This is a genomic window from Streptomyces avermitilis MA-4680 = NBRC 14893 (assembly GCF_000009765.2).
Taxonomy (GTDB): Bacteria; Actinomycetota; Actinomycetes; order Streptomycetales; family Streptomycetaceae; genus Streptomyces; species Streptomyces avermitilis.
The window spans coordinates 5,156,111-5,176,971 of sequence record NC_003155.5 but is presented as its reverse complement, the minus strand read 5'-3'; the positions used below and the strand labels follow the sequence as shown (position 1 = coordinate 5,176,971).

16 protein-coding genes, 1 tRNA gene and 2 pseudogenes are annotated in these 20,861 nt (G+C 70.5%); 13 read left to right on the top strand and 6 right to left on the bottom strand.

The window, feature by feature from the left end:
• Positions 1 to 72: 72 nt before the first annotated feature.
• The 3 genes and pseudogenes from SAVERM_RS21825 to SAVERM_RS21815 all read right to left on the bottom strand — a co-directional run bounded on the left by SAVERM_RS21825 (position 73) and on the right by SAVERM_RS21815 (position 3,413).
• Positions 73 to 381 carry a hypothetical protein gene (locus SAVERM_RS21825; RefSeq protein ID WP_037647677.1) on the bottom strand — a complete coding sequence of 103 codons (309 nt, stop codon included), beginning with the start codon at positions 379 to 381 and terminating at the stop codon, positions 73 to 75.
• A gap of 222 nt (positions 382 to 603) precedes the next feature.
• Positions 604 to 2,692: pseudogene (locus tag SAVERM_RS21820) on the bottom strand (ATP-binding protein).
• A gap of 1 nt (position 2,693) precedes the next feature.
• Positions 2,694 to 3,413 (bottom strand): hypothetical protein, encoded by a 720-nt coding sequence (locus SAVERM_RS21815; RefSeq protein WP_237528866.1) that lies wholly within the window; start codon positions 3,411 to 3,413, stop codon positions 2,694 to 2,696.
• Here SAVERM_RS21815 and SAVERM_RS40290 point away from each other — a divergent pair.
• The 5 genes and pseudogenes from SAVERM_RS40290 to SAVERM_RS42430 form a co-directional block, all read left to right on the top strand.
• Positions 3,413 to 3,571 (top strand): annotated as a pseudogene (locus SAVERM_RS40290) (transposase); the annotation flags it as partial. The gene SAVERM_RS21815 and the pseudogene SAVERM_RS40290 sit on opposite strands and share 1 nt — an antisense overlap.
• Before the next feature lie 50 nt (positions 3,572 to 3,621).
• Positions 3,622 to 4,439, top strand: a protein-coding gene (locus tag SAVERM_RS41795) for an IS5 family transposase (protein ID WP_107277517.1) whose coding sequence is annotated in 2 segments (ribosomal slippage) — positions 3,622 to 3,964 and positions 3,964 to 4,439 — 819 coding nt in all. Because the reading frame shifts where the segments join, the coding sequence is not laid out codon by codon here.
• Between the two features lie 171 nt (positions 4,440 to 4,610).
• The gene (locus SAVERM_RS42435) at positions 4,611 to 5,282 is read left to right on the top strand and encodes a hypothetical protein (protein ID WP_137865202.1); all 672 of its coding nucleotides are present in this window, start codon (positions 4,611 to 4,613) and stop codon (positions 5,280 to 5,282) included.
• A 2-nt stretch (positions 5,283 to 5,284) separates the two neighbouring features.
• Entirely contained in the window at positions 5,285 to 5,758 is a 474-nt protein-coding gene (locus SAVERM_RS44865) for a hypothetical protein (protein ID WP_237528865.1), read from the top strand.
• A 294-nt stretch (positions 5,759 to 6,052) separates the two neighbouring features.
• Positions 6,053 to 6,162: transfer RNA gene (locus SAVERM_RS42430), tRNA-Ser, on the top strand.
• Between the two features lie 133 nt (positions 6,163 to 6,295).
• On the opposite strand, the gene SAVERM_RS21800 is transcribed toward SAVERM_RS42430, so the two are convergent.
• Both SAVERM_RS21800 and SAVERM_RS21795 read right to left on the bottom strand, forming a co-directional pair.
• Positions 6,296 to 6,616 (bottom strand): hypothetical protein, encoded by a 321-nt coding sequence (locus SAVERM_RS21800; RefSeq protein WP_037647674.1) that lies wholly within the window; start codon positions 6,614 to 6,616, stop codon positions 6,296 to 6,298.
• A gap of 249 nt (positions 6,617 to 6,865) precedes the next feature.
• On the bottom strand, positions 6,866 to 7,783 hold the full coding sequence (locus SAVERM_RS21795) for a bifunctional DNA primase/polymerase (RefSeq protein ID WP_010985641.1): 918 nt from the start codon (positions 7,781 to 7,783) through the stop codon (positions 6,866 to 6,868).
• A 380-nt stretch (positions 7,784 to 8,163) separates the two neighbouring features.
• Here SAVERM_RS21795 and SAVERM_RS21790 point away from each other — a divergent pair, with 380 nt between their 5' ends.
• The 8 genes from SAVERM_RS21790 to SAVERM_RS21755 all read left to right on the top strand — a co-directional run bounded on the left by SAVERM_RS21790 (position 8,164) and on the right by SAVERM_RS21755 (position 16,162).
• On the top strand, positions 8,164 to 8,400 hold the full coding sequence (locus tag SAVERM_RS21790) for a hypothetical protein (RefSeq protein WP_010985640.1): 237 nt from the start codon (positions 8,164 to 8,166) through the stop codon (positions 8,398 to 8,400).
• A gap of 260 nt (positions 8,401 to 8,660) precedes the next feature.
• A complete protein-coding gene (locus SAVERM_RS21785) occupies positions 8,661 to 9,950 on the top strand; it encodes an acyl-CoA dehydrogenase family protein (RefSeq protein ID WP_010985639.1) in 1,290 nt (429 codons plus the stop codon).
• On the top strand, positions 9,947 to 10,897 hold the full coding sequence (locus tag SAVERM_RS21780; RefSeq protein WP_010985638.1) for a bifunctional MaoC family dehydratase N-terminal/OB-fold nucleic acid binding domain-containing protein: 951 nt from the start codon (positions 9,947 to 9,949) through the stop codon (positions 10,895 to 10,897). Before SAVERM_RS21785 ends, SAVERM_RS21780 begins: the two co-directional genes overlap by 4 nt.
• Before the next feature lies 1 nt (position 10,898).
• Positions 10,899 to 12,035 carry an acyl-CoA dehydrogenase family protein gene (locus tag SAVERM_RS21775; protein ID WP_010985637.1) on the top strand — a complete coding sequence of 379 codons (1,137 nt, stop codon included), beginning with the start codon at positions 10,899 to 10,901 and terminating at the stop codon, positions 12,033 to 12,035.
• A complete protein-coding gene (locus SAVERM_RS21770; protein WP_010985636.1) occupies positions 12,032 to 12,427 on the top strand; it encodes a MaoC family dehydratase in 396 nt (131 codons plus the stop codon). The genes SAVERM_RS21775 and SAVERM_RS21770 overlap by 4 nt, the downstream gene beginning before the upstream one ends.
• Positions 12,424 to 13,590: a lipid-transfer protein gene (locus tag SAVERM_RS21765; protein WP_010985635.1), complete on the top strand. Its 1,167-nt coding sequence runs from the start codon at positions 12,424 to 12,426 to the stop codon at positions 13,588 to 13,590. Before SAVERM_RS21770 ends, SAVERM_RS21765 begins: the two co-directional genes overlap by 4 nt.
• A gap of 182 nt (positions 13,591 to 13,772) precedes the next feature.
• Positions 13,773 to 14,318 (top strand): SigE family RNA polymerase sigma factor, encoded by a 546-nt coding sequence (locus tag SAVERM_RS21760; RefSeq protein ID WP_037647668.1) that lies wholly within the window; start codon positions 13,773 to 13,775, stop codon positions 14,316 to 14,318.
• 167 nt (positions 14,319 to 14,485) lie between these two features.
• On the top strand, positions 14,486 to 16,162 hold the full coding sequence (locus SAVERM_RS21755) for a long-chain fatty acid--CoA ligase (RefSeq protein ID WP_010985633.1): 1,677 nt from the start codon (positions 14,486 to 14,488) through the stop codon (positions 16,160 to 16,162).
• Between the two features lie 90 nt (positions 16,163 to 16,252).
• Here SAVERM_RS21755 and SAVERM_RS21750 read toward each other — a convergent pair whose 3' ends face one another.
• The gene (locus tag SAVERM_RS21750; RefSeq protein ID WP_010985632.1) at positions 16,253 to 20,692 is read right to left on the bottom strand and encodes a PAS domain-containing hybrid sensor histidine kinase/response regulator; all 4,440 of its coding nucleotides are present in this window, start codon (positions 20,690 to 20,692) and stop codon (positions 16,253 to 16,255) included.
• Positions 20,693 to 20,861 lie beyond the last annotated feature (169 nt).

Here is a 20,861-nt window from a genome sequence, read left to right as displayed (position 1 = left end):
CCGTAGACGGATGCTGGTTGGCAAGGGCGGCCCCGCGGCTTTGGCGAGACGGTGGGGCCGCCCTTGGCGTAGCTAGGTGTTCTTGCCGCGGGCGAGCTTGAGCGTGATGCCGCCGGCTCCGATGGGTCCCGCGGCGCCCCCGATGACGGTTGCGGTGTGCGCGGCCACGTCCATCAGCCAGCACAAGGCGGCGACCACGCCCCAGGTGCCAAGAGCGGCGGCCCCGGCGATCGCGAACGGGATCAGGAGCCGGGCCCAGGGGACGGCGGGCGGGGTGTCGTTGACGACGAACACGACCGGCTGTCCGGTCGCTTGAGAGCGCTGGAAGACGTCGGCGGGGATGTGTGGGGCTATCTGTCCGGGCGGGGTGGGCTGGCGCATTTCTGACTCCCTCAAGGTGTGCCGCGGGCCCGCGCCAACAGGTGGCGCGGGCCCATGCGGCGGGGTGGGTTGCTTGTCGCGTGGCTTGTCGTCCCTCTTGTCGTGCGGCTTGTCGCGTTGCTTGTCTTGTCGCTTGTCGCCTCCCAGGTCACAAACCGTATTCGGGCCCCACTGACCCGTTAGACGACATGCGGCGCGTGAGGGACGACAAGCGACAAGCGATCAGCCGTTGGGGGTGTGGGAGCGGTGTACGTAGCGGGCCTTGGTGCCCTCCCCGACGCGAACGGCGGTGCCGTCGGTCAGCCAAGTTTTCAGCCAGCCCACGACCGTCTGACGCGTCGTCCCGAACCCGTCGGCGAGAGTGCGGGCGATCGCGGATGCTCCCGTCCCGGCGGGCCCGGCGGCGATCAGTGCGGCGAGCGCGGCCTGTTGCGCTGGGCTGTCCTGCTCGTCCCGCAGCGCCGACAGGTTCAGTCCGACCGGCCGCTCCGCCACGTCGTCTTGCTCGGTGGTGTGGGGTTCGGGTGCGGTGCCGAACTGCGCGTCGATCTCCTCCCGGAATCGGCGTGCGAGGGCGTCCTCGGGAGACTCCTGCTGCTCGTTCAGTGCGGACAGGCGGAGCGCTCCGGGCGTCACGGGCGAGTCATCGCCGGCGTCGTCCGACACGGCCTGGTCGCGCATCCATGCGGTGCGGTCGGCATCCCAGCGCCGCGCGTATGCGGGTCCGGCTGCCTTTGCGGACACGTCGTCCAGCCGTGGGTGCCGGTCGGATGTGGCGGCGGTGATCTCCCGGATCTGGTTCGGGAGGATCCGCCAGGCCTTGAACAGCGCGGCCGGCGACTCCGGGGTTCCCATGAACCCGGCGCCCTTGTAAGGGGCCTGGTCCACGCGCAGGCCCCGGCTGCCGGGGAACATCTTGCTCAGGTCCATGCCCTCCGTCTCGCTACCCGTGAGAGCGACACGGACCTTTGCCTCGCGGCGGATCATCAGGTTGCTCAGCACGCTGCCAGTCGCTCCGAGCGCGGTGAGCACGGTGCGCACGCCCATGGCGCGGGCGATCCGGATGACTTCCAGGATCTTTTCCCCGAGCTTGCGCACCTGCCGGTCGGGGCTGACCAGGATCTCCGCGCCCTCATCGATCACGAGCATGATCTGAGGAATCTTGGCGCTGATCGGCAACAGGTCCGTGTTGGCCTTCGACAGAAGCGCCTGGTAGCCCATCTTGCGCTGCTTGGCCACGCGCACGGCCGCATCCAGCATCGTCATGGCCTCATCGAACGTGCCGGCGAGCCAGTCGATACCGGGCCGCACGGGCTTGCCGTCCTCCCGCACGATCTGGCCGTTCAGCGCGGGCAGCACCCACGGCAGACCGGCCGATCCGGCGTTCAGGTCGATCACCCACGTGAGGACGTCCTCGGCACGGGCGAACCCGGCGAGGATCGCGTGCACCATGTTCGTCTTGCCCGATCCGGTCGGGCCGACGATCAGGGCGCACTGCTCGCGCAGGTAGGCGAGGATCTGCTGTGCGTTGGTGCGATACCCCCACGGGATGCCCGTGTGCAGGGACAGCGTGCTGTAGTCGGTGGGGTAGGTGCGTTCCTGCTCCAGGACGTTGACCGTGGTCACGTCGATGATGACCCGGCCCTGGTCGATGCCGGGGGACGTGGTGGCGGTGCAGCCGGGCGTCCGCGGACAGCCGCGGGGACTCGGCTGCGATCTTGTTCCAGGTGGCGCCGCCGGGCGGGAGTTCTGCGTCGATGGAGAACCCGGCACCGGTCTCCCACATCTCCACCCCCAGCACGCGCACGGTGATGGAGCAGACGCGCTGGATGCGGTCGACCCATTCCGCGGCGATCGCGCGGCGTTCCGTGGACAACTCCGCGGCGATCTGCCGCTGTTCCGCAGCGATGGCCTCCTCCTCGCGTGCCTCCTCGTACAGCGCGGCAGAGCGGGCGGCGGCGCCGATGCCCACGCCGATCGTGGCGAGCGAGCCGAGAGCGGCCCAGGTCAGCGGGCCGTTCGTCATGGCCCACGTGGTCCAGCCGGCGCCGACCAGCCAGGAGGCGGCGCGGGTGGCGAGGGTGCGGCCGGCGTTGCGTACTCGCAGGCCGACGACGGTGTGTCCGAGCGCGCCGGCGGCACCGACGGCCAGGGCCCAGCCGGGGGGCATGGCGGTTGCGGCGCCGGTGGTGGCGACGGCGAAGGCTCCGGTGGTCGCGGACAGGGCGCCGGTCACGGGTCCGTGACCGGCAGCCCAGTCCAGCACCGGGCCACTCGCGCTGTTCTGTTTGGCGGTGGCGGTGCTGCTCATCTCAGACGTTCCAGCCCTTCTCAGCCTCGGTGCCGTTGCGGGGGTCCTCATGCCGGGCGATGTCCTGCTCGTGGGCCTGCCGGAACAGCGGCCCCATGTCCTCGGCGACCGCGACGGCGCTCATCAGGGCGCCGAAGATGTCGTTGAAGCCGTCCGCGACCTCCTTCTCCAGCGGGAACTCCGAGTCGGAGCGCTCCGCGAGGATCTTCATCACGTTCGCCACGCTGGTCAGCGCGGCCGGCAGACCCTCGACCATGGCGAGGATCTCCATGGCGTTCTCGGGGTCGTACTGGTTGGCGGCCTGCTCCATCTCGGAGGCGACCTCTTCGAACTGGAATCCGGACACGTGCTCTCCTTCGCTGACCTCGGGATTCGTGCTGGCGGGAACCTTCGCGGCCGGACGCTCGACACCGTCCGCGATGCCGTCCGTGCCGTCCTGCGCTGCCTCCGCATCCGCGGCGGCCTCCTGCTCGCGCAGGGTTTGGCGGGCGGCCTCGTCACGCGCCGCGCGCTGATCGCCCGCGGTCTGCACCATCCGCCGGTACAGCCGCCGTCCGGGATGTATCAGGGACGGGATGTCGAACTTGCGGCCGATCCAGGTGGTCAGGCAGCCCAGCACACCGACCGGCAGCGCGAGCAGCGCGGCGAGCAGGCGGCGCCCCTGGAAGTGGGCCGCGGACCTGCGCAGCGCCTGACGTGCTGCCTTACGGGCCGGGGCCAAAGCGGCTCGGCCGCCACCGCTGGGTCGTCGAGAGGACCGTGTCCTGGCTCGCCGGCTGCCGCCGACTCCACCGCCGCTACGAACGCAAGGCAGAACACTGCCTCGCCTTCGCTGGCATCGCCGCAGCCCTCATCTGCCAGCGCCGCCTCACCAAATGAAACGACGTCTAAGACGGTGTCCTATGTGGTGATCGCTCGTTGTTCCGTGTATGGGGCGGGGTACGTGGAGTTGGATTGTTCCGGACGGGCTGTGGGAGATCGCCAAGCCGTTGATCCCACCGTCGAAGGTGCGGCCGCAGGGCGGCGGCACGCAGGACACGCCTGATGAGACGCTGTTTGCGGCGATCATCTACGTGCTGGTGAGTGGGTGCGCCTGGCGGGCTCTGCCACCGTGCTTCGGCATATCGAAGTCGACGGCCCACCGCCTGTTCCTGATCTGGTCCAGGGCCGGGGTCTGGGGCCGGCTGCACGAAGCGGTCCTGCACCGACTCGACGACGCCCGTCTCATCGATGTCTCCCGCGTCGTCCTCGACTCCGCGCACGTGAGGGCTAAAAAGGGGGCGAACACACAGGTCCGAGCCCCGTGGACCGAGGTAAGCCGGGTTCCAAGATGCACGTCCTGTCGGACGCGAACGGACTGCCCCTGGTCGTCGGCGTCTCCGCCGCCAACGTCCACGACAGCGAGGGCCTGAAGCCGATGGTGGCCGGTCACCAAACGAGACACGACCCCCACCGCGGCCGCTGCTTCAAGCCCCAGCGCCTCCATGCGGACAAGGCGTACGACATTCCTCACCTGCGGAAATGGTTACGCGGCAAGCGCATCGGCGTGCGCATCGCCCGCAAAGGCATCGAGTCCAGCGAACGGTTGGGCCGCCGCCGTTGGGTCATCGAGCGGACCATCTCCTGGCTGTCCGGCTACCGCCGAATCAGCCCCCGCTACGAACGCAATCTCCGGAACTACCTGGCCTTTCTCGGCCTCGCCGCTGCACTGTGCTGCTACAAACGACTGGTCCGCCTCACCACATAGGACACGGTCTAAACGCCCGGTCGGCCTTCGACCTGGAAAACGCCAACCTCAGATCCGACTCAGAAGATCACCGGAGTCTTCGCTTCCGGCATGACCACGACATATGGTCAAGGTGTCCGACTGTCAAACTGGGCAGTCCCCACCGGATAGGTGTCTTGTGGAATTACCTGCATGCCCACAGCGTTTCTCTCGACTGCGCTCATACTGTGCACGGCCCTGACCGGCCCCGCGCTGGCCGCTGATGGAACTCCGGATTCCTTGCCGTCGGCATCTGCTTCGGCCGATGACCCGGTTATTAACACTGCGCCACCAGAAGAGCCCGAGGAAGACGTCACCGACGTTCCCGAGAACTCGGTCGATGAGTCGCCGGCAGAACCCAAGCCTTCCCAAGAGGATTTGCCCGGCGCTGTGGATTGCAGTCCTGCTCACCCCGTCTACAAGCCCATCTCGCAATCCAAGAAGAAGTACCACAAGGGTGTAGGGCCCACGAACTCAAACTACAACGGCACTTCCAGAACGGGCAAGACAACCTTCATTTCGGAGGTGACGGGCAAGGTCGGCATCAGCCTCAACGGCGAGCTGGAGACCTCCGTCAGCGTGATGCTTGCCACGATCAAAACCAAGTACAGCGTCACCGTGACAGCGGAATTGACGGCCAAGCTCGGAAACACATTCACCATAGATACGCCGCCCCACTCGACCACGAACGGAAAATACGGCGTCTACCGTCTCAAGCACAAGGGCCAGAGTTACATGCTCCACCAAAACTGCACGACATCGCCGAAACACACCGTCGTCAGCTACTCCCCCTACAAGGTGGGCTGGTACATATGGGAAGGCTGAGGGTGCTGACGGCCACCGGAGGTTTGGCAGCAGTAGTGGCGCTGGCTGGCTGCACCAGTGATCAGGATGACGCTGCGCCCTCTTCCGGCACGCCCCGGCCTCATTCGACGACCTCGCCAAAAGAATCACCGACTTCTGACCGTGCCGAGCACGTTCCCGGGGAAACCGTGACCAAGGCTCCAGTCCTCCCGGACGGGGAGGCCGTAGCACAGGCCGCGAACGCCCACGGTAACCAAGAAATTGAAATCCGGGGCGGAATCAAGGCTGGGTCCCTGGCGATCCTCGTAAACTGCCAAGGCAAGGGAACACTGACTGTCTCCGTGGCACCGGTCGGGCTCAGCTTTCCGCTCGAATGCGTGGAAGGAGAGGTCAGCAGCACCTTCAACCAGCTGGACCTGAAGAGCTCCCGCAAATCCGGCGTAGTGACGGTGACTGCTCCCTCCCGCGTTCACTGGGCACTCACCGTCGGACAATAGACGGAGAGACTGGGCAGACTCCCGCAATAGTGGCGCTTCCTGGTCTACTCCCAGGAAGTAGCACCTCACCCAGCGGCAGATATCCCAAGCCTGCTCGCCGCGAACGGCACCCCTCAGACGGCCCACCAGGCCGCTCAGTGAGCCTCGTTAGGGTGCTCGTAGGCATTCGCCGATCTAGATGACGCGGCCGGTGGCCGGCGACGTACCACGGGACCACCGGGTCGCGCACCGTGCGTCGCATCGCTCCGTGTGGGAGGACGGTTCGTGGGCCATGTGTGGGCCAGCAACCTCTCCGCGGAGGCTGAAACAGCTCCTGACCAGGGCGTTCGTACTGCACGTTTGACGGTCTTGAAAACCGTCGTGGCAGCGATGTCACCGTGGGTTCAAATCCCACACCCACCGCGCAGGTCAAAGGTGTTGCAGGTCAGAAGGGGTGCCACTCTCGGGAGGGGCACCCCTTCCGCGTGACCTTGTCTCACCCTGCTTCGCCGGTATCCCACCTCTGACCAGCGCGTGCGGCCAACCTGCGGCCAGGATTCACGACCTCTTCGGTGCCCCGCCCACGGTGTTGGGAAGGCCGTCGTCGTGGGTGTCGGCTATGAGTTCGGCGAGGGTGAAGTGGGCTTCATGGCTCGACAGCAGGTTTTCGACGCGTACGAGGTAGCTGCGATCGGAGACACGGAAGACCTTTCTTCTCTGCCGTCGGCGCCCGGCTGCGGTGACGGCCTCTTCATAGCTGTCGACGACGCGAAGCAGCGCGGCCACGGCTTCGGCCTCCGTCCCTTCGAGTTCACTGTGGACGCCGTAGATGGAGGCTTCCGCTTGACCGTGAGCTTCCACGACGGCCCATCGGGGCATGGTGTTCTCCAGTCCGTGAGACGACGTGAGCCGCGAAGTCACGTAGCCCCGTCGCGCAGTTGGCCCGAACCTGACTTTGGGCTGGTGATCTTGGCGCGGGGAGACTATCGGAAGGGGGGAACGACCCGGGCTGGCCTTCCGGAACCTCACGAGGCGCGGTTGCCAGCCCCCATGCAGTTGACCCTCGGTCGTGGTGCCGAACGCTTCGAGGTGGGCCCATCTGGCCGCGCGAAACCGGCCGGTCTGGGCTCAGGGCCGCCGCCCCGTCATCCGGGCCGCCGACGCGAGCGTCGAGCGGGCCTCGCGTTCCGAGAGGCCCGTGTGGACGGCGGCGTCGATCAGAGCGGGGGACAGATCGGGGCCGATGCCGTTCTCGTAGGCGCGGCAAGCCGCCCAGAACAGGCGGGTGTTGCGCTGGCCCTCGTGTGCGGCGAGGACGAACTGGACCAGTCCCTGGCCGTGTTCGCCCGTCGCCGGGGGCGTGGGGTGGTGCGTGCGGGGCGGGGGCGTGAGCAGGCGCAGGAGGGCGGTCGGGCAGGGCGCGGGCGCCAGGCGGGCGGTGCCCGGAGCCGTGCTGTACACCCCGTGTCGGGTGCGTGAGCCGGGGCCGACCAGATAGCCGCCTGCGCCGCGGATGTCGATGCCGGGAGCGAGCCGGCCCGCGGAGTTGGGGACGACGACGTCCGGCGGGCCGCTGAGCCACACATGGCGGCCCCCGCTCGGGGTGAGCACGACCACCGTGTCCGGGATGGTGAACAGGTGGCGCAGGGCCAGTTCGCGCAGGGCAGCCGAGGAGTCCGTACCGGATTTGGTGTCGAGGTCGATGCCGATCAGGAAATGCGGGTGCAGGCCGCAGGCGATGCCGTAGCCGGTGGCCCAGGGGGCGGCCGCGAAGAGCCGGCGGATGCGCCGGGGATCGGTCGAGGCGTCGTACACCCCGTGTCCGAAGCGGCCGCATTCGCCGTGGCAGACGGGGGCCGTCGGGCCCGGTACGTCGTGGCGGGGCGTGCCTCGGTCGGAGGGGGTGCGGTCGGAGGTGGCGCGGTGGGGGGAGCGCAGGGCCGGGAGCTTGGTGCGGGACAGCGGGATCACCGCGAGTCCGCGTTCGGCGGCGGACAGGGCGTGGGCCAGAGCCAGGGTCGTGGCCTGCCGGTCAGTGGTGGCCATGCCTCCATGTTCGTACGAGTGTTCGAAAAAGGGAAGAGGGCCGGGAGGGAGTGCCGGGCGCCTCGGAGGTGAGGGAGTTTTGGATGCAGATGCGCCGAAACGCTTCACCTCTTGCGGCGCCTGACCCGAGCCGCCTCCGCCGGCCCGGACTGGGGGTTTGTAGGTGGCAAGAGTCACGAAAGGGGTTTATCGACATGTCCTCACGCTTGAGGGCGAATCACGGCTTCCGGGGTGGTTCGCGGGAGATTCGGTGGGCAACTCTTGATTCGCGACGTCGTGCACAGCCCGAGGCGGTCGGCCAACTGCCCTGGATCAAGCCGTACTTCATGTACGTCCCGGTCGGAAGCCGGGCCCGTACGCACTGGTTCTGGAGGAAAGACATGGCAAGCATCCGTACCGCTCGCGTCCTCGCCGCCGTCGCCGCGCTGCCCCTTGCGGCCGCACTGTTCACGGGCGTTGCCGCGGCGGACAACGGCAACTCGGCCATCACGTATCAGCAGGCGGTGGGCTTCGGCGCCTCGAACCAGAGCAACACGGCCCAGGTGAACGGGTCCCCGTTCACGACCATCAACCAGAAGAACGAGAACGTCGCCGTCAACTTCGGCAACCTCTGGTGAGCGCAGGGCCGATGCGCTCCCATCGGCCCTGAAACCGCTGGGGTGCTTTGTGGAGTGGTAAAGCGTCTGCGCGGCGGTGCTTCGGCATCGCCGCGCAGACGTTTTCGTGCACCACGCGCGCGTGGACGGTCCCTGGGTGCCTCCGGCCCGAGCCCCGAGCCCCGCGACCCGGGGCTGAGCTCCCGTGACCTTGACAGTGCACGGCGTCTGACGGACAGTCAGAAATCGTTGCCCGTACGAGGTCCGGGAGGGCCGCCGCCGTGCACCTCGCCCCCACCGAACGCCAGCAGCGGCTGCGCGCCGAGCTGCGTACGTACTTCCGGGACCTGATGCCGGACGGCCCGCCGCCCGCCGACGACCCCGGCCGGCAGCGCGCACTGCTGCGTCGCATCGGCGCCGACGGACTGCTCGGCCTCGGCTGGCCGGTCGCGTACGGGGGGCAAGGGCGTGGCGCGGATGAGCAGTTCGTGTTCTTCGACGAGGCGTACCGGGCGGGCGCACCGCTGTCGATGGTCACGCTGAACACCGTCGGCCCCACGCTGATGAGGTACGGGAGCGAGGCGCAGAAGGCGTTCTTCCTGCCCCGCATCCTGAGTGGCGACCTCGTCTTCGCGATCGGGTACTCGGAGCCCTCGGCGGGCACGGACCTCGCCTCCCTGCGGACGCGCGCCGTGCGGGACGACGGAGCCGGGGATGGAACCGGGGACGGAGGCGGGGATGGAACCGGGGACGGAGGCGGGGACGGAGGCGGGGACGGAATCGGGGACGGAATCGGGGACGGCGGTGGGGACGCAGGCGGTGGCCTGGACGGGGACTGGCTGATCGACGGGCAGAAGATCTTCACCTCCAACGCCCAGCACGCCGACTGGATCTGGCTCGCCTGTCGCACCGACCCCGACGCGCCCAAGCACCACGGCATCTCGATCCTGCTCGTCCCCACGGACGCCCCCGGGTTCTCGTGGACGCCGATCGAGACGGTGGGCGGCCTGACCACGACGGCCACGTACTACGACGGCGTCCGGGTCCCCTTCTCGAACCTGGTCGGTGAGGTGAACGGAGGCTGGGGGCTCATCACCAGCCAGCTCAACCACGAGCGGGTCGCGCTCGCCGCGATCGGCATGCAGGCCGAGGACTTCTGCACGGCCGCGCTGAAGGCGGCACGTACCCCCGATCCGGTGACCGGGCGGCGCCGGGTTGACGAGCCTTGGGTGCGGTCCCGGCTGGCCGAAGCGCATGCCCGGCTGGCGGCAACGCGCCTGCTCAACTGGCGTTTGGTGGGGGATGCGGGGGCGGGCGGGCCGGCCCCCGGCGACGCGAGCGGGGTGAAGTTCGCGGGAACTGAATCGACTGTCGCGACGTATCGCATGTGTCAGGAAATTGTCGGAGAGGCAGGACTGATCCGCTCCGGTTCGCCGGGAGTGCTCGGGGACGGTGAGTTGGAGCGGATGAACAGAGCGGCGCAGATCAACACGTTCGGGGGCGGGGTGAGCGAGGTGCAGCGGGAGATCGTGGCCACGATGCGGCTCGGGATGACGAGGGGGCGGCGGTGACGGAGGAGCTGTACGCACGCCTGAAGGCGTACGAAGGGCGGCCCGCCGCGGTCGGGGGCGTGGGCAAGGACCGGGTCAACGAGCCGATGATCCGCCACTGGTGCGAGGCGATGGGCGACACGGGTTCGGCGTACGCGGGCCCGGCGGCCGTGGCGCCGCCCACCATGCTCCAGGTGTGGACGATGGGCGGCCTCTCCGGGCACGAAGGGCGGACGGACGCGTACGACGATCTGCTGGGACTGCTCGACGACGCCGGCTGTGCCTCGGTGGTCGCCACGGACTGCGAGCAGGAGTATCTGCGCCCGCTGCGGCCCGGGGACGAGATCACCTTCGACGCGGTCATCGAGTCCGTGTCCGAGCGGAAGCGGACGAAGCTCGGCACCGGGTACTTCGTGACGACCCGCATGGACGTACGAGCGGACGGAGAGCTCGCCGGCACCCACCGTTTCCGCATCCTGAAGTACGCGCCGAACGCCCAGCGCTCACCCGACCGGACCCCGGACACCCGAAAGGCTCCGGCCGACGAGGGCACCCGCAGGCCCCGGCCGGTGGTGAACCGGGACAACGCCGGGTTCTGGGCGGGTGTCGAGCACCACCAGTTGCTGATCCAGCGGTGCGCCGGTTGCGGAACGCTGCGCTTCCCCTGGCTGCCGGGGTGCAACGCGTGCGGCTGTGCGGAGTGGGACACGGTCGAGGCGAGCGGCGAAGGGACCGTCTACTCGTACGTCGTCATGCACCACCCGTCCTTCCCCGCCTTCGACCCTCCCTATGCGGTCGGTCTGATCGAGCTGGCCGAGGGCGTGCGGATCGTCAGCAACGTGATCGGGGTGCCGTACGACAAGGTGCGGATCGGCCTGCCCGTACGTCTGGAATTCGTGCGCTACGACGACGATCTGGAGCTGCCGGTGTTCCGGGCCGGTGAGGGCGCCGGGGGCGGTGGGGGCTGACATGGATTTCACGCCGACGGAGGATCAGGCGGCGGCCCGCGACCTCGCCGCACGGATCTTCGGCGACCTCTCCACCCACGACCGCCTGTCGGCCGCGGGGACCGGCTCCGATGCCACGCTGTGGAAGACGCTGTGCTCGGCGGGGCTCGTCGCCGCGGTGACGGACGTCGGCCTCCTGGGCTTGGTGCTCCTGCTGGAGGAGCAGGGGCGCACGACGGCACAGGTGCCGTTCGCGGCGAGCTGTGTGTACGGGCTGCTGGCGGTGGCGGCACATGGGTCGCCCGAGCAGCGCGAGCGGTTGCTGCCGGGGATCGGGGACGGTTCGGTGGTGGTGAGCGGGGCGTTGCCCGCCCAGGGAGGTGTAGGGGCCGGCGCGCGCGGCGGGCTGAGCGGCACCGCGCCGGTGGTGCCCTGGCTCCAGGACGCCACGCATGTCCTTGTCGCGGACGACCGGCGGCGGCTGTGGCTGGTGCGGACCGCCGACGCGCGTTGCGAGCCGGTGGAGCTGACGGCGCCCTGGTCGGCCGGGCGACTGACACTGGACGGGACACCGGCCGAGCGGCTCGGCGGGGACCATGACGGCGCCGGTCACGAACGTGTCGATCACGAACGTGTCGATCACGAACGTGTCGATCACGACCGCATCGATCACGATCTGATCGATAACGACCACATCGATCAGGTCTACGCGGACGTGGTCGCCACCGCACGTACCGCCTTCGCGGGGTTGCAGGCCGGGGTGTGCGCGGGGTCGCTGGCGCGGGCGGTGGCGCACACGAACACCCGCGAGCAGTTCGGGCGCCCGCTCGCCGCCAAGCAGGCGGTGCAACTCCGGGCCGCCGACGCGTACATGGACACCGAGGCGATACGGCTGACGGCGTACGAGGCGGCCTGGCGGCGCGACGAGGGCCTGCCGTACGCCGCTCAGGCCCTGACCGCGGCCTGGTGGGCCTCGGAAGCGGGGCAGCGGGTCGTGCACACGGGCCAGCATCTGCACGGCGGAGCGGGAGCCGACCTCGAGCACCCGGTCCACCGGCACTTCCTCTGGGGGCGCCAGCTGGACGCGTACCTGGGGTGCGGGAGCGAAGTGCTCCAGGAGCTCGGGGAGTTGATCGCGTACGGGGAGGTGGAGAGATGAAGCGCGGTGAGGAGCTGCCGCCGCTGGAGATCGAGGTCACGCGCACGCTGATCGTCGCCGGGGCGATCGCGTCCCGCGACTACCAGGACGTGCACCACGACGCGGAGTCCGCACGGCGGAGGGGCTCCCCCGACATCTTCATGAACATCCTGACGACCAACGGCCTGGTCGGGCGGTACATCACGGACCACTTCGGCCCGGGCGCGGTCCTCCGCAAGGTGGCCATACGCCTCGGTGCCCCCAACTACCCGGGCGACACGATGGTGCTGACCGGCACGGTCGTGGAGGTCGAGGGCGACACCGCGACCGTGAAGGTCATCGGGGCGAACGGCATCGGCACCCACGTCAGGGGAACCGTGACGGTCACCGTCCCACCCGGGAGCGCGTCATGAGCGTACGGACGAGAGACAGCCTCGGTGGGCGTGCGGCGATCGTCGGGATCGGGGCCACCGAGTTCTCCAAGGACTCGGGGCGCAGCGAGCTGCGGCTGGCGGTGGAGGCGGTGCGGACCGCGCTCGACGACGCGGGGCTGAGACCGGCGGACGTGGACGGCATGGTCACGTTCACGATGGACACCAGCCCGGAGATCACCGTGGCGCAGGCGGCCGGGATGGGGGAGCTGTCCTTCTTCTCGCGGATCCACTACGGGGGCGGCGCGGCATGCGCGACGGTTCAGCAGGCCGTGCTCGCGGTGGCGACCGGGGTGGCCGAGGTCGTGGTCTGCTACCGCGCGTTCAACGAGCGGTCGGGCCGCCGCTTCGGCTCCGGAGTGCGGCACCGGGAGCCGTCGGCGGAGGGGGCGGCGCTGGGCTGGTCGCTGCCGTTCGGGCTGCTCACCCCCGCGTCATGGGTGGCGATGGCGGCCCAGCGCTATCTGCACACGTACGGGCTGACCCCGGAGGCGTTCGGGCAGGTCGCCGTCGTGGACCGCAAGCATGCGGCGACGAACCCGGCGGCGTACTTCCACGGCAGACCCATCACCCTCGCCGAGCACGCGGCCTCCCGCTGGATCGTCGAACCCCTGCGCCTGCTGGACTGCTGTCAGGAGACGGACGGCGGCCAGGCGCTGGTGGTGACCTCCGTGGAGCGGGCGCGTGACCTGCCGCGTCCGCCCGTGGTGATCACGGCCGCCGCCCAGGGGGCGGGTCGCGCGCAGGAGCAGATGACCAGTTTCTACCGGGACGACCTGACGGGGCTCCCGGAGATGGGAGTGGTGGCCCGGCAGCTGTGGCGGACGTCCGGGCTGGCCCCGGCGGACATCGACGTGGGGATCCTGTACGACCACTTCACCCCGTTCGTGCTGATGCAGCTGGAGGAGTTCGGCTTCTGCGGGCCGGGCGAAGCGGCCGACTTCGTGGCAGCCGAGCGACTTCCGCTGAACACGCACGGGGGGCAGTTGGGGGAGGCGTATCTGCACGGAATGAACGGCATCGCGGAAGGGGTACGACAGCTGCGCGGCACGGCCGTGAACCAGCTACCCGGAGCCGCCCGGGCCCTGGTGACGGCGGGCACCGGTGTCCCCACGTCGGGGCTGATTCTGGGGGTGGACGGATGAACGGGGTGCGGGGCTGACGACTGCGGGCGGGGCGAGGTCTCAGGGGTGAACCCTCAGGGGCTGGGGACCGCTCGTCCACCTTCAGGAGGTGGAGCCGGCCCCCTTCCTACAACCTGAGGCGGACACCGCTTCGGGACCTGCGGCCGATCCGCCGGAACAGGGGGCGAACCTAGCGTGGAGCCATGACCACACCCGTCTGCACCAGCGCTTCGAACGCGGCGACGCGGATCCTCCCGTACCCGTCGTTCACGTCGTACGTGAAGGCCCGGCAGCCGGTGCTGCTGCGTACCGCCCGGTCGCTGACCGCGAACCCGAGCGATGCCGAGGACCTGCTGCAGACCGCGCTGGCGAAGACCTATGTGGCCTGGGAGCGGATCGAGGACCACCGGGCGCTCGACGGCTATGTACGCAGGGCGCTGCTGAACACGCGGACGTCGCAGTGGCGGAAGCGGAAGGTCGACGAGTTCGCGTGCGAAGAACTGCCGGAGCCGGAGGGCGTCACCGCCGGTGATCCGGCCGAGCAGCAGGCGTTGCACGACGCGATGTGGCGCGCGATCACGAAGCTGCCCGCGCGCCAGCGGGCGATGGTGGTCCTGCGGTACTACGAGGACTTGAGCGAGGCGCAGACGGCCGAGGTGCTCGGGGTGTCGGTCGGCACGGTCAAGTCGGCGGTCTCGCGCGCGCTGGGCAAGCTCCGTGAGGACCCGGAGCTGGAGCCGGTTCGCTAGGCCGTTCCTTCCGTGGCTGTTCGTCCTGCGGTTTGTCCAGCGCATCGGTTGTTCATCGCTGCGGCTGTTCGTCGCGTCACATGCCCTGATCGATCATCCCGGGGAGTAGTGACATACCGCTCGGTATGTGCGCAGAATCAGCGGCAACCCTTACTACCGCGTAGGCAATGTCGCCCCGGGAGGACACCGTGCTGAGCACGATGCAGGACGTACCGCTGCTGATCTCGAGGATCCTGACCCACGGGTCCACGATCCACGGTTCGTCGCAGGTGATCACCTGGACCGGCGAGGGCGAGCCGCAGCGCCGCTCCTACGCCGAGATCGGCGCCCGTGCCGCCCAGTTGGCGCACGCTCTGCGCGAGGACTTCGGCATCGTGGACGACGACCGGGTCGCCACGCTCATGTGGAACAACGCCGAGCACGTCGAGGCGTATTACGCGATCCCCGCCATGGGCGCGATCCTGCACACGCTCAACCTCCGCCTCCCCGCGGAGCAGCTGGTGTGGATCGCCAACCACGCCGCCGACCGGGTCGTCATCGCCAACGGCTCGCTGCTCCCGCTCCTCGCACCGCTGCTCCCGCACCTCAAGACGGTCGAGCACGTGGTCGTTTCGGGCCCCGGCGACCGTTCGCTGCTGGACGGGGCGAGCGTCCAGGTCCACGAGTACGAGGAGCTGATCGCCGGCAAGCCGGTCTCCTACGACTGGCCCGAGCTGGACGAGCGCTCCGCAGCGGCCATGTGTTACACCTCCGGGACCACCGGCGATCCCAAGGGCGTCGTCTACTCCCACCGCTCCATCTATCTGCACTCCATGCAGGTCAACATGACCCAGTCGATGGGCCTGACGGACCAGGACACCTCCCTCGTCGTGGTCCCGCAGTTCCACGTCAACGCCTGGGGTCTGCCGCACGCGACCTTCATGACCGGCGTCAACCTCCTCATGCCGGACCGCTTCCTCCAGCCCGCGCCGCTCGCCGAGATGATCGAGAGCGAGCGGCCGACGCACGCCGCCGCCGTCCCGACCATCTGGCAGGGCCTGCTCGCCGAGCTGCACGCCAAGCCCCGCGACGTCTCCTCCCTCACCCAGGTCACGATCGGCGGCTCGGCCTGCCCGCCCGCCCTCATGGCGGCCTTCGACAAGCTCGGCATGCGCGTCTGCCACGCCTGGGGCATGACGGAGACGTCCCCGCTGGGCACGGTGGCCCGGCCGCCGGCCCATGCGGTCGGTACGGACGAGGAGTTCGCCTACCGCCTCACCCAGGGCCGCTTCCCGTCCGGCGTCCAGGCGCGCCTCAGCGGCCCCGGCGGCGAACGGCTCCCCTGGGACGGCGAGTCCGCCGGTGAGCTGGAGGTGCGCGGGCCGTGGATCGCGGGCGCGTACTACAACGGCCCGGACGCCGAGCCCCTGCGCCCCGCCGACAAGTTCAGCGAGGACGGCTGGCTCAAGACGGGTGACGTCGGCACCATCAGCCCCGACGGCTTCCTCACCCTCACCGACCGGGCCAAGGACGTCATCAAGTCCGGCGGCGAGTGGATCTCCTCGGTCGATCTGGAGAACGCGCTCATGGCGCACCCGGACATCGCCGAAGCCGCCGTTGTCGCCGTTCCGGACGACAAGTGGGGCGAACGCCCGCTCGCCACGGTCGTGCTGAAGGAAGGCGCCACCGCCGACTTCGCCACGCTCCGCACCTTCCTCGCCGACGAGGCGAAGATCGCCAAGTGGCAGCTTCCCGAGCGCTGGACGATCATCGAGTCGGTGCCCAAGACGAGTGTCGGCAAGTTCGACAAGAAGGTGCTGCGCAGGCAGTACGCCGAGGGCGAGCTGGACATCACGCAGATCTAGCGGTGCGAGTACGTCGACGGGGGCGCTGTTTCACGTGAAACAGCGCCCCCGTCGACGTAGGTGTGAGGTCATTTCATCGCCCGGCGGCCGTCAGTTGGTGCCGATCCGTGCGAGCAGGTCCACGATCCGCTCCTGCACCTCGGTGCTCGTCGAGCGCTCCGCCAGGAACAGGACTGTCTCGCCCGAGGCCAGGCGCGGCAGCTCGGCCTGATCGACGGCGGCCGTGTAGACGACGAGGGGCGTGCGGTTCAGCTGGCCGTTCGCCCGCAGCCAGTCGACGATTCCGGCCCGGCGGCGGCGTACCTGCATCAGGTCCATCACCACCAGGTTCGGCCGCATCTGCCCGGCCAGGGTGACCGCGTCCTCGTCCGACGCGGCCCGCGCGACCTGCATACCGCGCCGCTCCAGCGTCGATGTGAGTGCCAGCGAGATCTCCGCGTGCTCCTCGATGAGCAGCACCCGCGGCGGATGCTGCTCGGAGTCCCGCGGGGCCAGCGCCTTCAGGAGTACGGCGGGGTCGGCGCCGTACGCCGCCTCGCGTGTCGCCTGCCCGAGTCCCGCCGTGACCAGGACCGGAACCTCGGCGGCCACCGCTGCCTGACGCAGCGACTGGAGCGCGGTACGCGTGATCGGCCCGGTGAGCGGGTCGACGAAGAGCGCGGCCGGGAAGGCGGCGATCTGCGCGTCGACCTCCTCGCGCGAATGCACGATCACGGGCCGGTAGCCGCGGTCGCTGAGCGCCTGCTGGGTCGTCACATCCGGTGCGGGCCAGACGAGCAGCCGACGCGGGTTGTCCAGCGGCTCCGGGGGCAGTTCGTCGTCCACGGGCCGGGGATGGGGCTGGTCGGCGATCTCGACGGCACCGCCGGGGCCGTCGAGCGGCTCGGGGCCTTCGTCGGCGTTCTTGTCCGGGGCTCCTATGGCGTACGACCGTCCGGCGCCGTCGGTGGCCCCGGCCGGCCGGGCCTGCGGGGACTGGCCGGCCTGCGGTTGCGGCCGGGCCGCGTTCTCCGGGCGCTCGGCGGCGGGCTCGGGAGGGGTGCCGAGCTTGCGGCGCCGACCCGAGCCGTTGGTCTGGTGCGGCGGAGGCGTCGGCGTCTGGGACTGGGGGCGCGGCTGGGCCTGGGCGCCGGGCTTGTTCTGCGCGGCCGCCTGACGCGCGAACGGTACGCCCTGCCCGAGGGTACGCACGCTGATCGCGCGCCCCTGGGTCGAGTTGGGGTCGATGGGCGCGGCGGCCTCGGCGGGCAGCGGCTGCGCGGCCCGGGGCTGAGCGGCGCGCTCCGGCGGCAGCGGGGTGCCGGGGGCGGGCGTGGCTGTGGGCTGCGGTGCGGCGGGAGGCTGCTGCCCGGCCACGAGGGGCGTACCGGCGCCGGACGTGGCGTGGGCACCCGCGGGCCACGGTTGCGGCTGCGGGGCTGCGGCGGGCTGGGGAGCCTGGGGAGCTGGGGTGGGTCCTAGGGCGGGGTCGGCGCCCGAGGGAACGCCGCTCACGGATCCGTCGGCGGCGGGCGGGACCTGCGCGGGCACGGGCTGACCAGGGACAGGCTGACCGGGTGCGGGCTGTGCCTGCGGGGCGGGGGCGAGCTGCGCCTGGGCCGCCTGCCCGGACTGCGAGGGAACGGGTTGGCCAGGAGCGGCCTGCGCCGGAAGACCCTGGGCGGCCGCGACCTGCCCCGGAGCGACCTGATGGGGAATCGCCTGGCCAGGACCGGGCTGGCGCGGACCGGTCTGGCCCGGCACGGGCATACCCGCCGGTGCGTCCGCGCCACCCGGCACCTGGCCCTGACCCTGACCGGGAACCGGCTGGCCGGGTGCTGCCTGGGCCGGCGTCGGCTGCCCCTGGGCCGGCGTCGCTGCCGGACGGGCCCGGCGGCGGCCGCTCGGTGTGGCTACCGGATGCGGCTGCGGCGGAGTGTGGTCGTCGGCCGGATCGTGCGCCATCGCGTCGTGACGGCCTTCGTCGGCCTGATCATGGCCGTCGGCAGGGGCGGCCTCGGCGCCGACAGCCTGGACTCCGACTCCGACTCCGACTCCGACCCCGACGCCGGTCTCCGCGTGCGGTAGGCCGGCGTCGTACTCCGGCCCCCGGTCCGCCTCGGCCGGCGGCAGCGCGAACACCTGTCGGGGGCCCAAGTCCGGGGAAGCGGCGCGCTCGTTGGCGGCGGCCAGCGCACGCCGACGGCGTCCGGTCGGCTGCGCCGCGCCATTCGCGTCCTCGGGCACGCCGGCTCCGGAGCCGGCGCCGGCTCCGGTCCCGGCTCCGGAGGGAGCCGCGGGAAGCGCAGCAGGCAATGCCTGTCGTTCGTCGCCCCGGCGGGCACGTCGGCCCGAGGGCGTGGGCACGCCCTGCGGTGGCACGGTCTGGCCCAGCCCGGTGGCGGCGGTCCCCGCCGCGTGCTCGGCCGCCGTGACGACCGCGCCCTCGGCGACACCTTGAGCCACGCTCTGACCGAGCCCGTCCGCGGCGTCCGAAGCGGCGCCCTCGACCGGGCTCGGCCGCCCACGGCGTCGCCCGGTACCGCCGGAAGGCCCGGCGTCTTTGTCGTTCTCGGCCTCGGACCCCTGAACCGGGACCGACACCTCGTCGGCCGCCGGCCCGTCCGCCGCGCGCCGCCTGCGCCGCCCGGTGGGCGCGGCCGCGCCCGTGTCCGAGGAGGTGGCGGGAACAGCGCCCGAAGGGGAGTCGCCCCCCACCTCACTCTCCAGGAAGGCATCCACGGACGACCGCCGGGCCCGCCGCCGCCCGCCGCCCTGCTGCGAGGCCTGCTCGGGCAGAGCCACCTCGGCGCCGGTCACCACACCGGCCGACGCGTCGGCCGCCACAGGGGGCGCAAGAGCGGGTACCGCGCCCGGCGCGACCGTCCCCGCGCCGCCGCCGATCGGTACTTCGAGGACGTACGCGTTGCCGCTCATCCCCGGCACCTCGTGCGTCTGCAGCACACCGCCGTGGGAACGCACGATGCCGCGGACGATCGGCTGGTGCACCAGGTCTCCCCCGGCGTACGGCCCGCGCACCTCGATGCGTACGACCTCGCCGCGCTGCGCCGCCGCCACGACCACGGTGTTGTCCATATAGCCGCCGGCCGAGACGGGCGAGTTGCCCGTCGAGTCGACACCGGCGACGTCGGCGATGAGATGCGCGAGCGCGGTCGCCAGCCGCTGCGGGTCGACCTCGGCCTCGATGGGCGGCGCGTGCACGGCGAACTGGACGCGCCCGGGCCCGATCAGTTCGACGGCACCGTCGACACCGGCCGCCACGACCGCGTCGAGCATCGTCGTCGTACGGACGAGATCGTCCTCGCCGGAGTCGAGGCGCTGGTAGCCGAGGACGTTGTCGACGAGCGTGGTGATACGCGAATAGCCCGCCGCGAGGTGGTGCAGCACCTGGTTGGCTTCGGGCCACAGCTGCCCGGCGTCGTCGGCGGCGAGTTTCGACAGTTCACCGCGGAGCTGGTCCAGCGGACCGCGCAGGGACTGGCCGAGCACGGCGAGCAGCTGCTCGTGCCGCGCGGTGAGTACCTCGTGGCGGTCCTTCTCCCGCTCGCCCAGGGCGGCATAGCGCTCGTCGCCCGCCGCGAGTTCCTCCTCGTGCAGCTCGCGCAGCTCGGTGAGCTCGGCGGTGTGCTCCTCGCGCAGCCGCTTGAGCTCCTCGTCGTGCTCCTCGGCGATCCGCGCGAGTTCCTGCTCGTGCTGCTCCTCGGCCTTGTCCTTCTCCTCGGCGAGGGTGTCGTACGGCCGCCGGTCGGTGAAGGTCATCACGGCGCCGACGAGCTGGTCGCCGTCGCGTACGGGCGCGGTCGTCAGGTCGACCGGCACCTTGTCCCCGCTCTTGGACCACAGCACCTGCCCGCGCACCCGGTGCTTGCGCCCGGAGCGCAGGGTGTCGGCGAGCGGGGACTCCTCGTACGGGAAGGGCTCGCCGTCCTCGCGGGAGTGCAGCATGAGCGGGTGCAGTTCCTGGCCGCCCAGATCGCTGGCCCGGAAACCGAGTATCTGCGCGGCGGCGGGATTGACGAGGACGATCCGCCCGTCGGTGTCCGTACCCACCACGCCCTCGGCGGCGGCACGCAGGATCATCTCGGTCTGGCGCTGCGAGCGGGCGAGTTCGGCCTCGGTGTCGACGGTGCCGGACAGGTCGCGTACGACGAGCATCAGCAGTTCGTCGCCGGTGTAGCCGTAACCGTCGTAGGCCTGCTGCCCGTTCTCGAGGTTCGCGCTGGTGACCTCGACCGGGAACTCGCTGCCGTCGGTCCGCCGGGCCACCATCCGGGTCGGCTTGGTCCGTCCGCGCGGGTCCATGGAGTCGGGCCGGCGCATGGAGCCCGGGATGAGCCGGGAGTCGAACTCGGGCAGCAGATCCAGCAGCCCGCGACCCACCAGGGCCGTACCCGGGGTCTCGAACGCCTCCAGCGCGATGGTGTTGGCGTTGACAACGGTCCCGTTGGCGTTGACCAGTACCAACGCGTCGGGGAGCGCATCCAGTATGGCTGCGAGGCGAGCAGCGCCTCGGGATGGCCTGCTGCTCACGAGTCGCTTCCTCCCTGTTACTGCACCGTGCTGACCGCAGAGGCCATCTTGCCAATCGGCCCGCAGCGTGTCACGCGAGGGAGTCTACGGGCAGTGGTTGCGCTCGCGGCGCCGGATGAGAGGGAGGTCGCACGCAGAAGACCCGCAGAACCTGTGACCACGCAGGTCG